A 21,422-nucleotide genomic window follows, 5' to 3' on the forward strand; every position below is an offset into this window, starting at 1 on the left:
GACATATCCCCCATTATACCACGATATGGCGGAGCCGTACGCATGTTCTCTTTTTACCGGAGACACGGCCCTGCGCAGCTGTTTATATTGTCCGCCTGCTGAAGAAAGCGGAGCAGACGGAAAGGCGCGAAACCCCATTAATCTGCTTTAGGCCGGAAAAAAAGGAACATGCTGGAAGCGACCTGGAAATTAGGCGTCAGGAACCTTGTTTTTTTGCGTTTTTTCGTCATGAAAAATTTTAAATATTCCGATAAACAGAGAAGAACTATGAATTAGATAAATAGGCATGAACAAGATAAAAGGAGTGGGAATCAAAATGCGATTTATGCGGACGACAGCTCCGGAAACAAACGGCGTGCTGGCAGAGTTGACTGAAGCGGCGCGGAATTTGGCGGAGAAGGCGGAGCGGCCGGATTTTAAAGGGGATTATGAACTCGAAGTTTCTGCGCCGGAGGGAAGGGAGCTTGCAGGGTATATCAACCGGATTCTAAACGCGGTTAACGGCAGAAAAAAGGCCGCTGAAGACCGGATGGATCTCGTGACCAAAGCAGTGCGGTTTGGACTGTGGGAAATGATTGTCATGGAGGGCGACTACCAGCATCCGGACAACCTCTATATCTGGACGGACGAGTTCCGCTCCCTGCTCGGCTACAGCAGTGAAGCGGAATACCCCAACACTTTTGACAGCCTGGTCGGCAGTCTGCACCCTGAAGAAAGCGGCCAGGTGCTTGATGCCTTCGCCGCCCACATGCTGGACCGGACCGGACAGACGGCATTTGACCTGAAATACCGCATGCGCCATAAGGATGGACAATTCCGCTGGGTACGTGCGGTCGCAACAGCGCTTCGTGATGCGGAAGGACGGCCGCTGAAGTTTGTTGGCGTGCTGTATGACATTCACGAAGAACAGACCGCCGACGAAAAGTACAACGCCTATATTGAGCGTTACGAACTGATCAACCGGGCGCTGATTGAAGCACCGTGGGACATGACGGTTGTTGCCGGGGATGTTGTGAATATGAACAATAAAATCTGGTGGTCGCCGCAGTTCCGCAGTACGCTTGGTTTTACGGACGAGGAGGACTTCCCGAGCCAGCTGAGCAGCTGGAGCGACCGGCTGCATCCCGATGATGCGGAAGACGCCGTAGCGGAGTTTGGCGCTTACCTGAACGACTATACGTGCACCACGACCTTTAATGATGAATACCGGCTCAAACGAAAAACCGGCGAATACCGCTGGTACCATGCTACAGGCGAGACGATCCGGGATGAAAACGGCGTTCCGCTGCGGGTTGCGGGAACCATCCGTGACATTACGCTGGAAAAAAACAAAGACGCCATGGTTCAGAAGATGACGCAGCAGATGCAGGATTTGTCCGAGGCGATCGGCGACCTGGTTGAAGGCGTGAAATCGGTCAGCTCCCAGGCGCAGGAAATCGCGGCGGCGCAGGAACAGTCAAGCGAAGCTGCCCTCCGGGTGCAAAAAAGTGCGGAGGAAACACGGGACATCTCCGGTTTTATCAAGGAAATTGCGAATCAGACCAACCTGCTCGGGCTGAACGCCGCTATCGAAGCGGCTCGTGCGGGCGAACAAGGCCGGGGCTTCGGCGTTGTAGCCGACGAGGTCCGCAAGCTGGCTGTGCACAGCGCCAATGCTACCGAAAATATCGAACACAGTCTGAACGATATGAAGTCGATGATCACTCAAATTCTGGAATATATCTCCAACATGTCGATGCTGACTCAGTCGCAGGCGGCTTTGACGCAGCAGGTTGATGCCACATCGGCGGAAATCCGGACGATGTCGGAAGACTTGATCGAATTTGCCCGCAAGCTCTAGGCTTACGTTTTATGTCCTTGCCGATTATTGAAGTCCAAATGTCTCCAAGCGGCTCAAGGTTGATCCTTGAGCCGCTTTTTATGCCCAGTTTGAAGTGCCTGACCATAGCTGCAACAGGCAGGCTGCCGGAAGAACCTTGAAGCACACTTGACGGGCTGAGCACAATCCGCTCATGATGTAGATTTTTCATTAATCGTCTTTATCATATATTTCATGTGTTGAATCATGTCTTCCCTGCGTTTTAAACGGGAGCGGTACTGCCGGCTTTCTTTGCCGGTCCGGATATGCAGCGCTTCCTTTAAGATCCTGTGAAACGGTGAAGGGAGCTGCATTAAGCTATATTCGGCTGCCCTGTCTTTTGAAGCAATATCATTTTCACGCAACGTATAATACATCCGGCTAATCCCGCACGTGCACCATTCCACTGCTTGATCTGACAAAGCAAAGATACGGGCAACGGAAAACGGCTTTTGCAATTTCTGCAATTTGCTTGCCCAGTAGGAATTCACATTGTCCTTTACATAGTTTTTGACGTCATCAATCGTAATGGGGATGTTTATATCTGCCGCGGGCGTCCCGGTAAGGGTATGGCCATACTTTTTTAAGGTGAACCACGTAACGGGATTGGCGTTAAACTTTGCAAGCGTCAAATTGCCGTCATGGTAGCTGTAAAAGGGTTCTGTATCAGCCTCGTTTTTTTGAATGCTGTCTATCACGATGTATTGGCTTTCCAATGGCATATCTTTGTATTGCGCCGATAGGACGCGGTGAGTCTCTCTGATCTTCCCGGCTTGAACTTCATTTGGCTGGCTTGTTAGCAACACTGTACAGTCCACATCACTTTTGCCTTCATGAAATCCATCTAAAACGATTGACCCCGTCAAATAAATACCGGTTAAGTTTTCGCCAAATATACCGGCTATCTCGTTTTTGTATCTGTCCAGCAGCGCATCGAGCCGTTTGCTCAAATGATACACCTCCAATTTGCCAGTCTGTTTAATAAGAATATGGTAAAAAAGAAAGGGAATTCCGCTGACGGAGTTCCCTTTTTTACAAGTGTACAGTAAATTCCCGGTGACCGGGAATAGCCGGATCGATCCGGACATGTTTAAATTTGGCGGCCTGGCTCTGACCCGCAACCTGGGCGGCAGTTTCAGTGAACTTTGGTTTTTGCCGGCAGGCGCCGGACCGCGGGACGCTCAGCCCTGCAGCAGTTCCCGGTATTTGGCGTAGTCGGCCGCCCGGCATTCCAGCTTCAGCCGAGTTCCCGACTCCTCATATTCCACCTCACGCACATCGGCGTGCTCGTTGAAGTAAGAGACGATATCGCCGCGGTCGAACGGAATCAGCAGCTCGCAGCGGACGTAATCCGTAAACACCCGTTCCCGGATCTGCCCGATCAATTCCCCGATCCCCTGCTGCCGGAATGCTGACAGCGTTACCGAGTCCTGGGCGGCAGCGGGATGCTTCACTCCCGCAAGATCGGCTTTGTTATAGGCATAAACGACGGGGATGCGGTCTGCTCCAAGCTCCTTCAACGTCTGCCGGGTCACCTCGATCTGCCGCTCCATGTGCGGACTCGACAGGTCGGCGACGTGAATCAGCAGGTCGGCTTCTGTCACTTCTTCCAGCGTGGAGCGGAAGGCTTTGACCAGATGATGGGGTAAACGGCTGACGAAGCCGACGGTATCCGTCAGCAGGAACGACTTCCGGTCCGGAAGATCGATGCGCCGCACGGAAGTGTCGAGCGTGGCGAACAGCATATTTTTGGCCAGTACTTTTTTGTCCGGGTCCGGGTGATAATGCTCCACAATCGCATTCATCAGCGTTGATTTGCCGGCATTGGTGTAGCCGACAAGGCAGACGACGGGCCATTCGTTTTTGTGTCTGCGGCGGCGCTGCAGCTGGCGGCGGGCCACCTGTCTGTCCAGCTCCGTCTGCAGCGCGGCGATACGCTCCTCAACACGTCTGCGGTCCAGCTCCAGCTTCGTTTCACCAGAGCCGCGGTTCACGAGTCCCGAGCCTCCGCCCTGGCGTCCAAGCGATTCGCTCATTCCCGTAAGCCGGGGCAGCATATACCGCAGCCGGGCGGTTTCCACCTGGAGCTGAGCTTCCCGGGTCCGGGCCCGCCGGGCGAATATATTCAGGATGAGCATCGTCCGGTCCAGCACCTCGATCCCGAGGGCTGTCTCCAGGTTGCGGAGCTGCGAAGGCGTCAGTTCGTCATTGATGATGACGGCGTCAGCATTGGCAGCCTCCCGCATCGCTTTCAGCTCCTGCAGTTTACCGCTCCCGAGGTAATGAGAGGTATTTATTTTGTCCGCCTGTTGGGTCAAGCTGCCTCCCACTTGCAGTTCGCACGCCTCGGCCAGCTGGCGGAGCTCCTCCATAGCGTCTTCAAAATGAATATCCTGCTGCAGCCGTACACCGGCCATAATCACTAAAGGTGTTGTTTTTCTCATCTATCCTTCATCTCCGTTTCTTATTTTGGTCTGAGAAAAATCTCAGCGCCGGAAGACACGGATGAAGTGCTGTCCTTATGTCCCGCGTAAGGCGGCGGGATGCATGCAAAAAAACACAGGCATCCCGCTGCCTGTGCGGATCAGTCCTTGTAGGGACGGCGAAGGGAGGAAACGCGCGGCGCTTTCCAGCCGTTCGCGGTCGTCATACACAGTTTCCCCCCTGTTAATTCCTGCGTCGTGTCTTAGGTAACATTCCGCAGAACTGCAGAACTGTGGCGGATGCACTGCGGAACAATGTTCCCTAGAATGATGAGGAACCATGCAATCCACAGCCAGCACAGTAAATGCATAAGGGGGAAAGTCCCTGGCGAAGAATCGCCGGTAGGGACAGGGTATAGGGTACAACGGACAGACCTATCCTGAGTCCTCTGCACAGAGCAGAGCATTGGCGCTATTCAATTCGCTAGCCGCGCATTGAGCGAACCCGGATAAAATCAATCACGATTGCAGCCCCTCCGTTCCTAAAAATGTACGGTTAGTATAACATGTGAACTGATCGGGAAGTTGGGAACAAACAAGTATAATTAAAGTATACCGGCTGCGTTCGAGTGCCTGGTTACGCGGCAATAAGGAGGAGACCCATGCGTTACACCAAGGAATTGTTGGCCGCCGTTCAGGAACACGGCATGCTGATGGAAGTAATGAACCGGGCGGGGGCGCTTGGACTCGGCAATTATTATATCGGGGCAGGCTGCATCGTGCAGACAGTATGGAACCGGCTGACCGGCCGGCCCCTGGCTTATGGGATCGAAGACGTAGATATTGTGTATTATGACGGACGCGATTTATCTTATGAAGCGGAAGATTGCGTAATTCAGGCCGGTCGTCTGCTATTCGAAGATCTTCCTGTCCGCCTTGATATCAAAAATCAGGCCCGGGTTCATGTATGGTACACGGAGAAGTACGGTATCCCCCTGGCTCCTTACATCAGTGTGGAGGATGCAATCAACTCATGGCCCACTACGGCCTCTTCTCTTGGATTACGCCGCAATTCAGAGGAAACGTGGACGCTTTACGCGCCATTCGGACTGGAGGATTTGTTCCATTTGATGGTCCGCCCCAACAAAAAACTGATCGGCGAGCCGGCGTATCTCGCCAAAGTGTCCAAGTGGCTGGGAAAATGGCCGGAATTAACGGCGGTCGGCTGGAACGATGCAGGAGATCCGCATCCTTTATATGGCGCGATTACGTTGAATCAGCCGGTTTAGAACCGCTGCAGGGCACCCGCTTCAGGGTGCCCTTTCCATTTCATGCCTGTTACAATAAAAGAACATCCGGCGGAGCTGGGATGCACTGATATAATTAAAATTCACGAAAACGTTCACATGTATCGCAGGAATTGGCAAAACAGGCGTTGAAATAGGATAAGTTTCGGAGGCGCTACGCCTTTGGGGGCTCGACAAGAGGAAGGATGAATCAGCCGATATGCTCCGTTTTATCATCAAAACCGTACTGAAAAACAAACAGACCCGCCTGATCCTGACGCTGACGCTTGGCGTTTCGTTACTGATCCTGGCCATTGGGCTGTATTCCTATTCCAAATACAGAGAAGTGCTCGACACGGAGCTTAACACGCCGAATGTGGAGCTGCTGCAAATTAATCTGGATGTGATGAACCGGGCGATCCGGGAATCCGACGCCAAGGCGGTGGATCTGACCTTTCATAGCGCTGTATTGAAATATATAAACGCTGATACGCCGGTAAGCGCAGGGGAGGCGGAAGAACCGCTGTCTTATTTGCGGACGCTTACAACCGGACCGGATCTTCACGCTATCAGCGTAATGAAGTTCGCGGACCGTTCCCTGCTGTCCAGTGCGGACGGGTTTACCGCCGATTGGCGTGAAGCCCGCGATACCGGCTGGACGGAATGGATCGGGCAAATCCAGGACAAGCCGCTGCTGCTCAAACGAAGAACGCTTGAAGACGGGCGGACGCCCGCGGGCGGCACGGAGCTGCTGTCTCTGGTCCGGCCTATTTTGACGAACGGGAAGGTCAGCGGGGCCGTAATGGTCGATATGGATTATGACCGGCTGTTCTCCAAAATGTATACGCATTTATCCAGCTATCAATATGTGTACGATCTGGAAGGAGCGCTGATTTATCCGAAGCTGAATGCTCCCGTCCCTCCCTCTGAGATGGAAGGCGTGTTGGCCGAAATCGATGTGCGGCCGTTCGCCTACGTGACGCTTGGTGGGCAGGAATACATGGCCAACCAGACGTTTTCGGATGTAACCGGCTGGAGGCTGGTCTCGCTTGTTCCAATGGAGGAGCTGCTTAAGAATGTAAAAATGGCGCGCAACATGATGCTGCTGATCTCTTTAATCTCCATTGCAGCCGGCTGTGCGGCGATTTATTACTATAACTACGCGGCGTTCCGGCCGTTGAAGCGGATCAACCGGCTGCTGAATCCTGAACAGGCCGGTGGCGGCAACCTGCATGAGCTGGAGCCGGTGATCGGCAAGCTGGTGGGTGACTTTCAGAGCAAAGCGCGGGTGGCGGAATGGAGTCTGCCCGAGCTTCGCTCCAAATTTGTGCAGGACCTTCTTGCCCGGAGCCTTGGCGCGCTCGACATGCGCACCAAGTGGGAGCATTATTTTCAGGATTGGAAGGAAGGGCCGTTTCGGGTTGCGGTGCTGTCAATCGACCGGTACGCCCAGTGGTCGGCCGCCTACCGGGAAGAAGATCAGATGCTGCTGAAGTATGCCTTAAACAATATCATTATGGAAAAGCTGGGCCAGTCCTTCCGCGTTGTGACCGCTACGGCCGAGCTGCCGGGTCTCGCTGTGCTGCTGCAGCCGAAAGAGGCAAATGTCTCTCTCAGAGATGAACTATCGGCCCTGCAGGGGATGCTGAAGGAACTGCTTCATGTCTCGGTATCCGCCGGAGTCGGCGGCGAAGCGGACGGGCTGCAGGAACTGCCCCGTTCTTATGCCGAAGCGCAAGCTGCGCTCTCGGAGCGGGTTTACGCAGGTTATGGGCATCTTAGATTTTACCATGAGGGTTTGGACTCTCCGGGTCCGGCTTCGGTCCAGCCGGGGACGGAGGATTCCTGGAGGGCTGAAGTCGTCCATGCGGTCAAAGCGTCGGACGGCGGCACGGCGGCGGATTGGATCGCCAAATGGGCGGCGGGCTGCCGCAAAAAAGCCGCCGCGCCGCAGCAAGTGATCCGCTCGGCGGGCGAGCTGCTTGAAGAAATGGAACGTTATGCGGCCGCCGGGGGCTATGAGCTCCCGGAAGAATTGGCGGATTATACGTCGAAGCAGCTGCTTAGCATGGATTTGACGGAGATTGAGGAGATGCTTATCCGGATTGTGCATCGGCTTGCTGAACAGTCCGGACAGCGGCGCCTGACGAAAGAATACCAGCTGGTTCAGGCCATGATCGAATATATGAACAGCCATATGCATTTGAATATCGGTCTGCAGGACGTAGCCTCACATGTGGGAATGGGGGTATCGTCTGTCAGCACCATTTTTAAAGAAGAGACCGGAACAACCGTATACGAATATTTAACGGCCCTCCGGATTGAAAAAGCAAGCGAGCTTCTGCGGGACACCCCGCTCAAAATCGCCGATATCGCCCAGCAGGTCGGGTATCAGAACGAAAACAGCTTTATCCGTGCTTTCCGCAAAGTGAAATCGATTACTCCGGGCAAATACCGGGAAACCAGCAAATATTCCGATGAATATGCAGATCGGCCAAAACCGCGCCGTTCCGGCGTTTCTGACGATCCAAAATAAGATTATACGATTGTGCGCGTCCGCGGCCGTGCGTTACACTCCAGTTGAGAAAACTTTCACAGCTGGTGAAAACAAGTACAACTTGGAGGTGATCGCGGCGGGCGGGCGCGGAAAAATCTATTGGATGACACATAGTCCGGCAGGCACCCGCGGGGACATAACTGAATAGGAAATGAGGGATCGCTTTGGAAAAGAAAACGGATCGTAAATACCGGGGGATGCGGGTAGCGGCTGCTGTGGCCGTTCTCACCGCCGTCATTATAGGTTTTTACAGAGCCGCAGATTCGGAGCGCGCGGACACAGCGGCCGATTTTCCACACAAGCCCGTAACGCTGGTTGTGCCTTATGCGGCAGGAGGCGGAACGGACAAGACGGCAAGAGCGCTGGCGAAAGCGGCGGAAAAGCACCTCAGCCAGCCCATTATGGTGGTAAACCGGACGGGAGGCGGAGGTTCCGTAGGACTGATGGAAGGCGCCCAGGCAAAAGGAGACGGATACACCGTAACCTACCTGGTGGCGGAATTGACAACGCTTCCCCACTTGGGACTGCTGCCGATTACTTATGAAGATTTTAAGCCCATTGCGCAGACGAATTACGATCCCTCCGCCATCACGGTCCGGGCGGGAGCGCCATGGAAGACGGTTGGCGAGTTTTTGGATTACGCGAAAGCGCATCCAGGAGAAGTTAAAATGGGCAACGCCGGCACAGGCAGCATTTGGCACTTGGCGGCGATTACGCTGGAGCGTGGAACGGGCGTGCAGTTCGCCCACATCCCGTTTGAGGGGGCTGGCCCTGCGGTATCCGCGCTTGTGAGCGGTTTTGTGGATGCCGTACCGGTTAGTCCGGCCGAAGTGAAGGCTTATGTGGACAACGGCACGCTGCGGACGCTGGCTATTGACGGAGATGAACGGTCCGAGGCGCTTCCGGATGTGCCTACGCTGAAAGAAGAGACTGGCGTGGACGCCGAATTCATCGGAACGTTCCGGGGATTGGCCGTGCCGAAGGATACGCCGGACGCCATTGCGGATCAATTGGCGGAGGCGTTCATTAAAGGGACGGAAGAAAAGGAATTTAAGGATTTTATGAAAGAAAACGGGCTGGGGATCCGGGTCCGCGACGGCAAGGAGTTCACCAGACAGCTCAAAGAGAACCATGACCGGTTCGCCAAAATGATTCCTGAGCTCGGACTGGAGCACAAGTAAAGTGAATACGCCTGAATGCCGTACGTGTTGACGGCTGACCGGGCATGCGGAGTCTGCAAACGCTTTCTTTTCTCAGTTTCGAGTCTGTATGAGGGCTTAAACGAAGCATGCCGGAAAGGACCACGGAGCGGAAGACGGCTCCCTGCACACACAAAATGTAAATATTAACTATTTGAGAGTTATATAGTATTTAACTTGTGATAAGAAAGGTAAGGTACTATTTATGAAAATTAAAAAGACATTGGATAAAATCCCCGGCGGCATGATGCTGGTTCCCCTGTTCCTCGGCGCGATTATTCATACGTTTGCACCTGGCGCAGGCGATTATTTTGGCGGGTTCACCAAAGGCCTCATGACCGGCACTGTGCCGATCCTTGCAGTATGGTTTTTCTGTATGGGAGCTTCCATCGACGTCCGCGCCACAGGCACCGTGCTTCGTAAATCGGGTACGCTGGTTTTGACCAAAATTGCGGTTGCCTGGGTAGTTGCAATGATTGCGGTACAGTTTCTGCCTGAAGGCGGCGTTCAATCCGGCTTTTTCGCCGGCCTTTCCGTTCTGGCGATTGTTTCGGCGATGGATATGACCAATGGCGGCTTGTATGCTTCGATTATGCAGCAGTATGGTACCAAAGAAGAGGCCGGCGCGTTTGTTCTGATGTCCATTGAGTCCGGCCCGCTCGTTACGATGCTGATTCTTGGCAGCACGGGCGTTGCCGTTTTTGAACCGCATGTGTTTGTAGGCGCGGTCCTGCCGTTCCTGATCGGTTTTTTGCTCGGCAACCTGGACCACGACCTACGCGCTTACTTTGGCAAGGCGACCCAAACGCTCATTCCGTTTTTCGGCTTCGCGCTCGGCAATTCGATTGACCTGCGTGTAATTGTAGATACCGGACTGCTCGGCATCCTGCTTGGCGTTGGCGTTATCATCATCACCGGTATTCCGCTGATTCTCTCCGACCGGTTCATCGGCGGCGGCAACGGAACGGCGGGCATCGCAGCTTCCAGTACGGCAGGTGCGGCTGTAGCCAACCCGATGCTGGTGGCGAACCTGAAGCCGGAATTCCTGCCGGCCGCCGAAGCGGCAACTGCGCTGGTGGCGGCCGCGGTGATCGTCACCTCGATCCTGGTTCCGATCATTACCGCTTATTATTCTGACTATGCGAAAAAAAAGATGCCGCAGGTACCGGATGCCCCGGCACAAAAGGCATTGTAACGGGAACTAACAGCAGTTTGCAGCAGGCCTGTACGAAGGCAACTCCTTCGTACAGGCCTGCTTTGCTCTGTGCGAAGTCAACCTCTTCGTGGGCGGCCCGCCCGGACTATCGAAATGTTGCGCTCATAGCCGGCGGGACTGCTGCCGTTCCGCTAAATCGTTTATACTGTTCCGTAGAAGGAGGGATCGCGGATGGACGCCCAACTATTTGACCGGATCTATGAGACAGTCGCCGCCAAGGAAGCGACGTATGACGGCGTCTTTTATACCGGCGTGCGGACAACTGGGATTGTGTGCCGGCCCTCCTGCCGGGCCAGAACGCCCAAACGGGAAAACGTGACGTTTTATCCCTCCTTGGAGGCTGCTGTCCGGGATGGCTTTCGTCCGTGCAAGCGGTGCCGTCCGGAGGAAAACGGCAGATTGAGCCCGGACGCCGCGCTGGCGGCTCAAGTGGATGCTATCATTCGCGTGCGGTTTGCCGAGCATCTCACGCTGAAGGAGCTCGCCGGTTCACTGGCGGTCAGCCCGTTTCATCTGCAGCGGACGTACACCCGTGTAACCGGGCGCTCACCCGCAGCAGCGCTGGATGAAGTGCGGCTGGGTTGGGCCAAGCAGTGTTTAGCCCAGTCGGAGATGGAGGTGCGGGCCGTAGCGGAGTCGGCCGGCTTCCGGGGCGCCTCTCATTTTAGCGCCTGGTTCCGGGAACGGACCGGATTTACACCTGGAGACTATCGCAGGCAGCATAAGGAGGGATAACGAATGATGAATCATTTTGTGAGTCAAACGATGAACCAGTCTATGAACCAATCTATAAACCAATCGCTGAATCAACCTGTAAACCAATCTGTAAACCAACAAGCCCATGATTTAACCGAGCCAAGACTGTATCTGTACAAGCTGGACCTGGGCGGCAGACCTTGGACGCTGATCGCGACCGGCCGGGGAATTTGCCGGATATCGTTCCAGCATGAAACAGAGGAGACCCTTCGGGACTGGGCTGCCAAAACCGTTCCGGGGGCCGAGATCCGGCAGGACAAAGGGCCGTTTGCCGAATGGGGAGCGGTTGAACGGATGGAGCGTTATTTTGCCGGGCAGCCGGAGACGTTTGCGGGAATTCCGCTTGATGTGCGGGGGACGGCGTTTCAGCGGGAGGTGTGGCTTGCGCTGGGCCGGATTCCCTATGGCGAAATGATCAGTTACAAGGAGCTGGCGGCCCTTGTGGGCAGACCCCAAGCCATGCGGGCGGTTGGTGCGGCTAACGGCAAAAACCCGCTGCCCATTATCCTGCCATGCCACCGCGTCATTGGCACAAACGGCACCTTAACCGGTTACCGGGGCGGGCTGGTGCTGAAGCAGGAGCTGCTGGAGCTGGAGGGAATTACCCGCTTTACCGTAAAGGGGCATGACCGGTTTGCGTTTTGAACGGATGCTGCCGGATGAATTTGATCCGGCAGTCTGCCTGGACTATCTGGAGCGCTCCCCGCTTGAATGCCTGTATGAAGCGGATCCCCGGGGGGTAAACCGGCTGCTCCGGCTGGACGGCAGGCTTGTTCTCATCCGGTTTGACTGGTCGGCTCCCGGAAGGCTGGGGATTGAGCGGCTGGCAGGAGACTCCCTGCTTGAGGAGGATGGTCCGGAGCTGCTGAGGTATGCGGCGGAGTGGTTTGATCTGGACCGCGACCTGCGGCCGTTTTACCGGATGGCCGCGGAGGATGCCCTGCTTGGTCCCCTTGCTGAGCGCTTCTACGGTCTGAGGCTGATTGGCGTGCCCGATCTGTTCGAAGCGCTGTGCTGGGCCATTGTCGGGCAGCAGGTCAACCTCACTTTTGCCTATACGCTTAAGAAAAGACTAGCTGAAGCTTACGGGGAATCCCTGCAGTGGAACGGCCGGACATACCGCCTGTTTCCCGGCCCTGAACGGATGGCTGCGGCCGAAGGGGAGGAACTGACCGGTCTGCAGCTGACGCGAAATAAAGCAAGAGCCATCCGGGAAACAGCCGAATGGCTCGCATCCGGCCGGATCAGCCGGGAGCGGCTGGCGGGATTGAGCGGGGAGGAAGCAGAGCGGGAGCTGACGGCGATCCGGGGCGTTGGCCCATGGACGGCCCAATACGTGCGAATGCGCTGCCTGCGTGATCTGACAGCGGTGCCGTATGGGGACGTCGGCCTGCAGAACGCGGTCAAAGCGCTGACCGGCATGGACCGCAAGCCGACGCTGCCCGAGCTGCGCGAGCTGTTCGTCCGCTGGCCCGGCTGGGAGAGCTACGCTGTTTTTTACTTGTGGAGGGCGCTGTATTAAAGGTGCGGACTGTACTAAGGTGCGGTATGAATAAAAGACTTTAAGCCGCATTCAATATTTTGATAAGAAGTCAAGGATTTCAATTGTCAGACTCCGAATGTATAGTAGGTTAGACAACATAACTTCTACATTCCGCGGGGGAGAGACAGCTGCGGCGCGCAGCGCCCCTGTATTGCAGCAAAGGAGCCTGGCCATGACAAGAACTGTATTGCTGGTAGACGACGAACCTGAAATAACCGAGCTGCTCCGCTTGTTTCTCGAACAGGCGGGGCTTGCTGTGCTTGAGGCCCATGATGGCGAGGAAGCCTGGAGCCTCATTGAGAGCGGGAGACCGGTGCACCTTGCGGTGGTCGATATCATGATGCCGCGGCTGGATGGATCGGAGCTGCTTAAACGGCTGCGGGCCCGTCATCGTCTCCCGGTGATCCTGCTCTCTGCCAAAAATGCCGATACCGACAAAATTCTCGGGCTGTATCTCGGCGCCGACGATTTTATAGCCAAACCGTTTAATCCGCTGGAGGTTGTGGCCAGGGTGCAGGCGCTGCTGCGGCGCGCCTATGATTTTGGCGGGGAAGCAGCCGCAGCGGGAACGGAAGAAACGGTTCGCATCGGGGACCTGGCGCTCGACCGGCGGGAGTGCGCAGTAACCAAGCAGGGTGAGCCGGTGGAGCTTACCGCACTGGAATATAAGCTGCTTGAAGTTTTTATGTCTTCGCCTGGACGGATTTTCACCAAACAACAGCTGTTCGAGCGGGTATGGGCTGATTATTACCACGAAGATGCGAACACCGTGATGGTCCATATTTCCCGGCTCCGCGGCAAAATCGAAGATCATCCCAAGCAGCCCTTATACATTCGTTCGGTCCGGGGGATCGGCTACAAGTTCGCCCGGAGAGAGGAGTTCCCATGAAGCCGGCCCGTTTGTCTCACAGCATGATGAAAGCCTATCTTTTTTTTATGCTGCTTATGGGCGTGACCAGCATCGGTATGCTGCTGTTGGTGCTCCGTTTTACCTCGGCCAATCTGGAGGTCGGTTTGGGCTGGCTGCTGTCATTCCTGGCGCTCCATGGACTGAATGCATGGTTGTACAAGCTGTGGACCGCACGTACGGTTGCCCGGCCGCTGGAAGGAATCGCCGAGGGGATCCGGGAGATGGCGGAAGGGCGGTACGGACAGCGCCTGGACTATAAGGGGGGCTATGAAATTGCGGTCATTCAGGAGCATCTGAATGCCATGTCCGAAGCGCTTGAGCGGGCACAGGCCAAGAACCGCAGATTGGAAGAGTCACGCAGCCGGCTGCTCGCCGACTTGTCCCATGACCTGAAAACCCCCGTAACAACCATTCAGGGATATGCCCAGGCGCTGCGGCTCGGTATGGCGGAAAACGAATCGAAGCGGGAACGGTATTTGGAGCTGATCAGCCAAAAGTCTGCCCATTTAACGGCACTGATTGAGGATTTAACCCGTTTTTCCAGCCTGGATAGCCCCGATTATCCGCTTTCTCCTGCTCCTTCTGATTTGGTAGAGCTTGTTCGTGAGCTTGCCGCGGAGTACTACGAACTGTTTGCGGGCAAAAAGATGCCGTTGACGGTAGATCTCCCCCGGAGCAGCTTCGTCTTCGCTTTCGACACCAAGCTTGTACGGCGCGCCGTCTCCAACCTGCTGTCCAATACGCTTAACTATGGCCCGCCAGGGACGGAGGTCGTGCTCCGTCTGCGGCAGACCGGAGGGCTGGCTGAGCTGACGGTGGCGGATCACGGCGGCGGTATCGCCGAACCGCTTGCGAGCACGATATTTGACCCGTTTGTCAGGGGAGACGATGCGCGCGGAAGCCGCGGCGGCACCGGCCTCGGGTTGTCCATCGCCCGGAAAACGGCCGAGCTGCATGGAGGCACGCTTGAACTTGTTCCTGTCCAGGGCAAAACTGTTTTCCGGTTCACGCTCGGAATTGGCGGCAAAGCCTCAGAACAGGTGGATCGACAGCATGTTCCAATACAATAAAAAACCTGTATGAACCAGCGCCATGACGGCAACTGCGCAGGAAAGAACCGGAGGCCGTTCGCCCCGTGCCAACTGGCGTCCATATTTGACCAGCAGCACCAAGGCAACCGCCGAAGCGGCAAATGGCAGAGAACAGACGCCGATGCGATACCAGGCGGGGAAGCCATAGGTCATCCGGACAAGGGCGTACAGGAAGTGAACCGGCAGATATACAATGAACAAGACCGGGATCGCCAGCAGAGGAATCGATAGCGGAGCCGATGCACGGCGCCGGAATTTCCGCACCGCCTGCCGGACCAGTTGGTACAGCAGCACAGCCGGCCATATAACCGCCAACAGTACGTAAATTGTCAGGAGAATCTTCGGATGTTCTGCAAAAGACAGCCGGTCCATCGTCACTTCGTCGATCCCGGTCAGCTTCCATTCCCCGCGAACTTGATGCATCCATATTTTTAGCGGCCCGTCCTGCTCTTTAAACAAGCCGTTACCCGCCGGGATAAAAGCTTTGGTTTCGGCGTCTCCTTCTCCGCTCGGAAATTTGCCGGTTACATTCAGGCCGTTTTCCCCCGCGGCAACCTTAAAGCTTGCTCCCTCAAAAAAACGGACCCACCGTCCCCAGCCGTGCACGGGGCTTATACGATAGCTGTAATATCCTGCATACTGCTCCAGGTTTTCATCTGCCGCATCGGATACCGCTGCTTGTTCTCCTTTCTGTGGTTTTTCCTGCTGCGCGGCGCCGCTGTCCTTGTTATTCCCTCCGGCAGCTGCTCCGCTGCCATTGCCTTCTTGGGTGCGATGAACTTCCGGGATCGCCGCAAGTACCTCGGATACGACCTCTCGATGCAGGGCTAGATCCGACTCCAACGCATTGACGACAACATAAATCCCGATACGCGCTGAGGGGAGGAGTGTCATTTCGGACAAGAAACCGTCCACCTCGCCCGTATGCTGCAACATGGGGGTTCCATCCGGCAGCGCCGAACGGTATAGCGAGTAGCCGAACCCGTCCAGCTCTGGATGGGGGGTATATTGCAATGCCTGCATCGCCTTGACGGTTTCCGGCTTCAGAATTTGCCGGTTTTTGTATTGTCCTTCGTTCAGCAGCGCGACCATAACATGTGAAAACTGTTCGGGCGTCATACTAATTTCTCCCGCTCCCAACAGCCGGAAATGATCGTAAGGCTTCTTTTCATATTCCTTGCCGGTATAGCTATACGAAACTGGCTGATCCGGGTTCTCGTCCTTAACATCCAGAGCGGCGTTGTTCATCTCCAAAGGACGAAACAGATGCTCGGCCATATACTTCGTATACCCGCCCCCGTCCGTCTGCCCGATCAAACTGGCGATAATGCCGTAATTGATATTGGCGTATTCGAACCGTTCTCCGGGAGGCCGTACAGGCGGCTGGGTCTTAAAATAATTTTTCAAATATAAATCGGACGCCGCGGTATCCCCGCCTAGACTGCTTGAGTTCCCGTTGTCTCCCGCCTTTTGTTCCCCTTCACTGCCAAACATCACGCCGTAGAGCGACTGGTCCAGTCCCGACGTATGCGTGAGCAGATGATGCAGTGTAAGAGGATGCCCGGGAAAGCTGGGAACCTGGTACGCTGAAGTATAAGCGTTGATGTCGCGGTGCAGCTCCAATCGGCCGTCTTCTGTCAGCTGCAGGGCCGCCACCGCGGTCAGCAATTTCGTTAGTGAACCAATACGTACCGCTGTGGAAGCGGGATTCATAGGTTTTTTCTGCTCCACATTTGCATAACCGTATCCTCCGCTGAACAAAATCCGTTCCCCTTCGGTTACGACAACCGCCGCCCCCGGAATATGCAGCCGTTCCAGCTCGGTGTCCATCAGCCGGTCGATCCGCTGCTTAACCGCTGCGGCTGTATCTGTTCCGCCGGCCGGCGCAGCCTGGATGGTCGGGGCAAACAGCCCGGTAAAGAGAGCCGTCATCGCGGCACCTAGCAGTATCCATTTTTTCATTGCTTTTCTTCTCCTTTGTTCAGTTGGCTGTGCTTCCTGGTGCAAGCTGCTTCAGTATAGTCTGCTGATCTTTCGCGGGCATGTCGCCAATCTTACATTTACCTTAACGGCAATGCCGCGGGAGCGGATCGGACGCAGAACCCGGCAACTCACACGGACACGGACACGGAGGAGCGGAGGGCAGAAGGCATGCCCCAAATTAAGAGAACAGGCGTATAAAGGTCAATGAAGGTCAAAATTCAAAAAACATACCCGCAGCATTGCAGTTTTCCTTGATTATTTCCGGTAACCGCCGCTAATTGCTGTTATTCGGCTTTGGCTTTCGCAGGCTGCAGGCCTATAATAGAAGCGTAAGGTCAAATAAAGTCAAAGAGAGGAGAATGGTATCATGTTTGATCTGATTCCGTTTGGCAAGCGCCGGGAAGAGGCGTTCAGTCAGCTGGCAAAATCGTTTAACGAGATGTTCCAGGACGACTTTTTTGCTCCGCTGCGCAGTGAAGCGCTGTCGTTCCGGACGGATGTGCGTGAGACCGAGCAGGCTTACCGGATTGAAGCTGAGCTGCCGGGCTTCCGCAAGGAGGATATCGACATCGATTACGCCCATCCTTATTTGACGATCCGCGCAGTGCGCAAGGAAGAAAGCGAAGCGGAGAATTCGCAGGAAAAAGTCGTCCGGCGTGAACGCCGCTATGGCGAATATATCCGCCGTTTCTATGTACAGGATATTGAAGAGGACGGCATCCGGGCTTCGCTGAAGGATGGGCTGCTGTCGCTTGAGGTGCCGAAACGTTCCAAGCCGCAGGGCAAGCGGATCGAAATTTCGGATAAATAAACATAAGGGCGTACAACCGCCCGGGTAGCTTTCATTGCTAACAGGCTTCTCCTCGCAGCAAAGGCGGAGCCTGTTTTACATACAAACAGAAAACCCGCCCCAAAGGAGGAAACTGCCCGTATCCCGCAAGGTAAAGAAGACGCTAGACAGCGCTGGACGGTTGTTTCCTTGGTCTGATGAAAGGATGTAACCGCTTAAACGGATTATCCGGGATGGCGTTTGATAGCAAATTTCGTCTAAGAGCGGAGGCGCGTTTCTAAAGCGGACACAATTGGAGTTGCGGCGGGGGATTGCCTTACGTTAGACTTAAGGGAAGAGAGATGCAATTGCAGGGTGAATGGAGAGGGAGAATGGAAGTATTTAAGCGTTTTTTTGCAAATTTGACGATCCGGCGGTTCAGTATTATCCTGCTGATCTGCCTGCTGATTTACAGCATCCGGGATATGCTGAACCTCGTTCTGCTTACCTTCCTGATCGCTTATATCATGAACAGCTTCCAGCAGATGCTGTCCCGCAGGCTAAGCAGATTCTTCACCATCAACAGCAAGATTATTATTATCGCCCTGTATCTGGCTTTAATCGCCATGGTGGTGTTTGCCTTGGTGAATTATACGCCCAAGCTATTTGTGCAGGTCAAGCAGCTGACCGATTTCCTCGTGAATTTGAAAGCTGAAGATCTGCCGCAGAATGAAATCGTCCAGCATTTATACTCCACGCTTAAAGAAATGAATTATCAGTCCTATATTAACCGGGGGCTGGAATATGTGCTTCGCATCAGTAACTGGGGTACTACTTTCGTTTTGTCGCTCATCCTGAGTCTTGTATTTATTTTGGAGAAAAACCGGGTTGTAGCCTTCACTTCGCGGCTCCGCCACAGCAAAATCTCCTGGTTCTACACAGAGCTGGAATACTTCGGCGGCAAGTTTGTCTCTTCCTTTGGCAAAGTGATTGAAGCGCAAATTTTGATTGCAGTGTTTAATACCGTGTTTACGGTGATTGGCCTGGCGATCTTAGGATTTCCATACCTGTTTGCCCTGGCAATCATGATATTCCTGCTGAGCCTGATCCCGGTGGCCGGGTTTATCATTTCCCTGGTTCCGCTGTGTATCATCGGCTATAACATCGGCGGTTTAATCATGGTGATTTATGTGCTCGCTATGATTGCCGTCCTGCATTTCGTCGAGGGTTATTTCCTAAATCCGAAACTGATGTCCTCCAAAATGAATCTGCCGATGTTCTATACGCTTATTGTGCTTTTGTTCGGCGAACATTATTTGGGCGTATGGGGTCTGATTCTCGGCATTCCGATCCTGGTGTTCCTGCTGGATATTCTGGAGGTTACGAACGAAGAGGAACGGAAGGCCAAACGGCCGCAGCCTGGAACGAAACCTGCAGACTGAGCCGTTTGACCGTAACTATATATAAAATCAGTGCACCGCCCGCCGGGCGGCACGCAAATCGCCCCTTGCCGGCGCGTCCAGTTGACGCGCCGCACAAGGGGCGATTGGTTTGCTGCAGGTTATTTATGTACCGTATGGCTGATAGAAGCTGCGTGTAACCATCTCGCGTACTTCCTCCATCTGCAGTTTGTACTGCTCTGGCGTAATGGATCCGGAGTCGAGCCGCTCCTGCAGCTGTTCCGACAACTGTTTCGTCTGAAGCGCAATTACAGCGTCTGGATCGGCGCCTCGAACGGAGGCGATATCGGCAAGTGTCCGCCCATCGTAAAGGGCATCGTATAACTCTTCTTCGGAAGGACGGTTCAGCGCATCCAGCAGGGGATCCCTGTCCGCAACCGTTTCATTGGAGAACCGGGCGACTGGACTGGCTGACGCTTTTAAGGTCATCCAGGAGTTACCGCCTACTGTCATGACAATCATCAAAGTTCCTACGACAATCACCCGTTTGATATTCATAACATCCCTCTTTCCGGGTGTAAATGGTTGAATTATTACGTCTAGTGCAACTGTCTGGCTGCCGGTGTCTGACCTTATTGTACCCGCCGAACCTTATAGAAAGCTTAAAATGACTTTAAGGGAACCTAAAATCGCTGGAGGAGACGTGATATCAGAAGGCGTGATAGCGAGGGTATAAAATAAAGGGAGCGGAATTAAAAAAGGGGGCTTGCAAAGCGGAGGGGAATAAGCTAAGATAAATTCAAATTTAGTGATTGGCCAATCAATAACTAAACTAAGCTGGAAGCTGAGGAGCAGTAAAACATGAGTAAAGAGACCGCAACATCCGTAAACCGCAAGAAGGAGATTGTGTCTGCCGCCATTGAGGTTTTTGCCGAAATTGGTTATTACCGTGCGACTACGGCTCAGGTGGCGGAGCGGGCTTCGATTTCCCAGCCCTATGTGTACCGTTTTTTCACCAAGGAATCGCTGCTCGTCGAGGCGCTCGGCGTCGCCATGGAGCGAATTTTGCAGGCTTTTGCAGACATCATCACGACTGCGCCCGCGGCAGAGCTGGAATCAAGGCTGATTGGAGCTTATGAGCAGATTATGCAGGCTCACCGGAACGAAATCCTGCTGCAGATGCAGGCTTACACCATTCGCGAGGAGCCTGTCCGGGAAGCGATGCGCCGTGGAATGGAGCAGATCCAGCGAACGGTACACCAAGCGTTTGAGAAGGCTGGTATAGGGGAGGCCGCCAAACGAACGTCCGATTTCCTGGCGCGCGGGATATTGTGCAATGTGGCGATGGCGCTTGATATGCCGGATTTAATGGCAAAAAACTAGAGAGATATTTTTTTTGAGGATAAGTAATTGGTCAATCAATAACCATAATCGAATGTGGAGGCGAGCGAAAATGAAAAAAGCAATCGTTCTGGGAGCAACAGGCGGGGTTGGACAGCCGCTGACGGCAGAGCTGTTGAAACGGGGAATCGAAACCGTAGCGTTCGGGCGGTCAATGGGCAAGCTGCAAAATTTAAGCGCATCGCTGGGCACACCGGCCCGTCTGCATCTGGCGGCCGGGGATGCTTTTAACCCTGACGATGTGGAACGGGCGGCTGAGGGAGCGGATGTGATTTTTCACAGCGCCAATATTCCCTATCATGAGATGGAGAGCCGGTTGCTTCACTTGGGTGAGTCTGTAATGACTGCTGCACAGCGGCTGCGGACCAAGATTGTTGTTGTCGACGGAATTTATCCCTATGGACGCAGAACTGTGGACCAGGCCACGGAGGACCATCCCAAGCGGCCCCATACCCGCAAAGGCAAAATCCGGCTTGCCTATGAGTCCCTGATTTTCAGTAACAGGTGGGAGGGAGCAGAGCCGCTTATTGTCCGTTTACCCGACTATTATGGCCCATCAGCCCAAGCCTCTTATCTGGATGTTACCTTGGGAGCCATCGCCGCGGGCAAACCGGCCGTATTTGTCGGCAACATGACGGTGCCCAGAGAATATGTGTATCTGCCCGACGCTGCCAAGATGATTGTGGAAGTTGCGTCAAAAGAGACTTCATACGGACAGAACTGGCATATTCCCGGACCTTCGCTTCTTTCGGGAAAAGAGATCGTCCGCATCGCTCAAGCGGCCGCTGGTACACGTAAACCCGTAATTCCCATGGGCCGGATCAGCCTTTCACTAGCAGGGCTGTTTAATCCCGTCATGAAGGAAGTGGTGGAGATGCTGTATTTGACGGAGGAGCCGTTTGTGCTTAGCGGAAGTAAATATGAGCGGGAGATTGGACCGATCCGCTGGACGTCTCACGAGCAGGCGATAGGCGATACGATCCGCGAGCTGCAGAAGCGGCAGTCAAAACAATCTGTTTAGGCCGAACGA

At 54.5% G+C, this 21,422-nt stretch carries 18 protein-coding genes; 14 read left to right on the forward strand and 4 right to left on the reverse strand.

What is annotated here, in order from left to right; genetic code table 11:
* Nucleotides 1-316 precede the first annotated feature (316 nt).
* The gene (locus ACE6ED_RS06310; protein ID WP_410826252.1) at nucleotides 317-1,840 is read left to right on the forward strand and encodes a methyl-accepting chemotaxis protein; all 1,524 of its coding nucleotides are present in this window, start codon (nucleotides 317-319) and stop codon (nucleotides 1,838-1,840) included.
* A gap of 170 nt (nucleotides 1,841-2,010) precedes the next feature.
* Here the strand turns inward: ACE6ED_RS06310 and ACE6ED_RS06315 are convergent, their stop codons facing one another.
* Nucleotides 2,011-2,808: an aminoglycoside adenylyltransferase domain-containing protein gene (locus ACE6ED_RS06315; protein ID WP_410826253.1), complete on the reverse strand. Its 798-nt coding sequence runs from the start codon at nucleotides 2,806-2,808 to the stop codon at nucleotides 2,011-2,013.
* A 231-nt stretch (nucleotides 2,809-3,039) separates the two neighbouring features.
* A complete protein-coding gene (gene hflX, locus ACE6ED_RS06320) occupies nucleotides 3,040-4,302 on the reverse strand; it encodes a GTPase HflX (RefSeq protein WP_410826254.1) in 1,263 nt (420 codons plus the stop codon).
* 641 nt (nucleotides 4,303-4,943) lie between these two features.
* Here hflX and ACE6ED_RS06325 point away from each other — a divergent pair.
* The 9 genes from ACE6ED_RS06325 (at nucleotide 4,944) to ACE6ED_RS06365 (ending at nucleotide 14,818) form a co-directional block, all read left to right on the forward strand.
* Nucleotides 4,944-5,570 (forward strand): nucleotidyltransferase family protein, encoded by a 627-nt coding sequence (locus ACE6ED_RS06325; protein ID WP_410826255.1) that lies wholly within the window; start codon nucleotides 4,944-4,946, stop codon nucleotides 5,568-5,570.
* A gap of 217 nt (nucleotides 5,571-5,787) precedes the next feature.
* A complete protein-coding gene (locus ACE6ED_RS06330; protein ID WP_410826256.1) occupies nucleotides 5,788-8,103 on the forward strand; it encodes a helix-turn-helix domain-containing protein in 2,316 nt (771 codons plus the stop codon).
* A gap of 185 nt (nucleotides 8,104-8,288) precedes the next feature.
* A complete protein-coding gene (locus tag ACE6ED_RS06335) occupies nucleotides 8,289-9,305 on the forward strand; it encodes a tripartite tricarboxylate transporter substrate binding protein (RefSeq protein WP_410826257.1) in 1,017 nt (338 codons plus the stop codon).
* A gap of 223 nt (nucleotides 9,306-9,528) precedes the next feature.
* The gene (kdgT, locus tag ACE6ED_RS06340) at nucleotides 9,529-10,518 is read left to right on the forward strand and encodes a 2-keto-3-deoxygluconate transporter (protein WP_410826258.1); all 990 of its coding nucleotides are present in this window, start codon (nucleotides 9,529-9,531) and stop codon (nucleotides 10,516-10,518) included.
* Between the two features lie 192 nt (nucleotides 10,519-10,710).
* Nucleotides 10,711-11,274: a bifunctional transcriptional activator/DNA repair enzyme AdaA gene (locus tag ACE6ED_RS06345; protein WP_410826259.1), complete on the forward strand. Its 564-nt coding sequence runs from the start codon at nucleotides 10,711-10,713 to the stop codon at nucleotides 11,272-11,274.
* Between the two features lie 3 nt (nucleotides 11,275-11,277).
* Complete coding sequence (locus ACE6ED_RS06350) at nucleotides 11,278-11,940, forward strand: methylated-DNA--[protein]-cysteine S-methyltransferase (protein WP_410826260.1); 663 nt, start codon at nucleotides 11,278-11,280, stop codon at nucleotides 11,938-11,940.
* Nucleotides 11,921-12,817: a DNA-3-methyladenine glycosylase family protein gene (locus ACE6ED_RS06355; RefSeq protein ID WP_410826261.1), complete on the forward strand. Its 897-nt coding sequence runs from the start codon at nucleotides 11,921-11,923 to the stop codon at nucleotides 12,815-12,817. Before ACE6ED_RS06350 ends, ACE6ED_RS06355 begins: the two co-directional genes overlap by 20 nt.
* Before the next feature lie 193 nt (nucleotides 12,818-13,010).
* Nucleotides 13,011-13,727: a response regulator transcription factor gene (locus ACE6ED_RS06360; protein WP_410826262.1), complete on the forward strand. Its 717-nt coding sequence runs from the start codon at nucleotides 13,011-13,013 to the stop codon at nucleotides 13,725-13,727.
* Complete coding sequence (locus ACE6ED_RS06365; protein ID WP_410826263.1) at nucleotides 13,724-14,818, forward strand: HAMP domain-containing sensor histidine kinase; 1,095 nt, start codon at nucleotides 13,724-13,726, stop codon at nucleotides 14,816-14,818. The genes ACE6ED_RS06360 and ACE6ED_RS06365 overlap by 4 nt, the downstream gene beginning before the upstream one ends.
* Here ACE6ED_RS06365 and ACE6ED_RS06370 read toward each other — a convergent pair.
* Complete coding sequence (locus ACE6ED_RS06370; RefSeq protein WP_410826264.1) at nucleotides 14,780-16,801, reverse strand: serine hydrolase domain-containing protein; 2,022 nt, start codon at nucleotides 16,799-16,801, stop codon at nucleotides 14,780-14,782. The genes ACE6ED_RS06365 and ACE6ED_RS06370 overlap by 39 nt on opposite strands.
* A gap of 388 nt (nucleotides 16,802-17,189) precedes the next feature.
* Between ACE6ED_RS06370 and ACE6ED_RS06375 the strand changes: the two genes are divergently transcribed.
* Together ACE6ED_RS06375 and ACE6ED_RS06380 are read left to right on the forward strand one after the other, a co-directional pair.
* The gene (locus ACE6ED_RS06375) at nucleotides 17,190-17,633 is read left to right on the forward strand and encodes an Hsp20/alpha crystallin family protein (RefSeq protein ID WP_410826265.1); all 444 of its coding nucleotides are present in this window, start codon (nucleotides 17,190-17,192) and stop codon (nucleotides 17,631-17,633) included.
* Nucleotides 17,634-17,983: 350 nt separating this feature from the next.
* Nucleotides 17,984-19,033, forward strand: coding sequence for an AI-2E family transporter (locus ACE6ED_RS06380; protein ID WP_410826266.1), 1,050 nt, complete (start codon nucleotides 17,984-17,986; stop codon nucleotides 19,031-19,033).
* 123 nt (nucleotides 19,034-19,156) lie between these two features.
* Here the strand turns inward: ACE6ED_RS06380 and ACE6ED_RS06385 are convergent, their stop codons facing one another.
* Nucleotides 19,157-19,549, reverse strand: a complete 393-nt coding sequence (locus ACE6ED_RS06385) for a hypothetical protein (protein ID WP_410826267.1) — start codon at nucleotides 19,547-19,549, stop codon at nucleotides 19,157-19,159.
* 303 nt (nucleotides 19,550-19,852) lie between these two features.
* Here ACE6ED_RS06385 and ACE6ED_RS06390 point away from each other — a divergent pair, with 303 nt between their 5' ends.
* Nucleotides 19,853-20,374 carry a TetR/AcrR family transcriptional regulator gene (locus tag ACE6ED_RS06390; RefSeq protein WP_410826268.1) on the forward strand — a complete coding sequence of 174 codons (522 nt, stop codon included), beginning with the start codon at nucleotides 19,853-19,855 and terminating at the stop codon, nucleotides 20,372-20,374.
* Between the two features lie 70 nt (nucleotides 20,375-20,444).
* Nucleotides 20,445-21,413, forward strand: a complete 969-nt coding sequence (locus tag ACE6ED_RS06395) for an NAD-dependent epimerase/dehydratase family protein (RefSeq protein ID WP_410826269.1) — start codon at nucleotides 20,445-20,447, stop codon at nucleotides 21,411-21,413.
* Nucleotides 21,414-21,422 lie beyond the last annotated feature (9 nt).

The sequence above is a fragment of the Paenibacillus nanchangensis genome, from assembly GCF_046543445.1.
Taxonomy (GTDB): Bacteria; Bacillota; Bacilli; order Paenibacillales; family Paenibacillaceae; genus Paenibacillus_AQ; species Paenibacillus_AQ nanchangensis.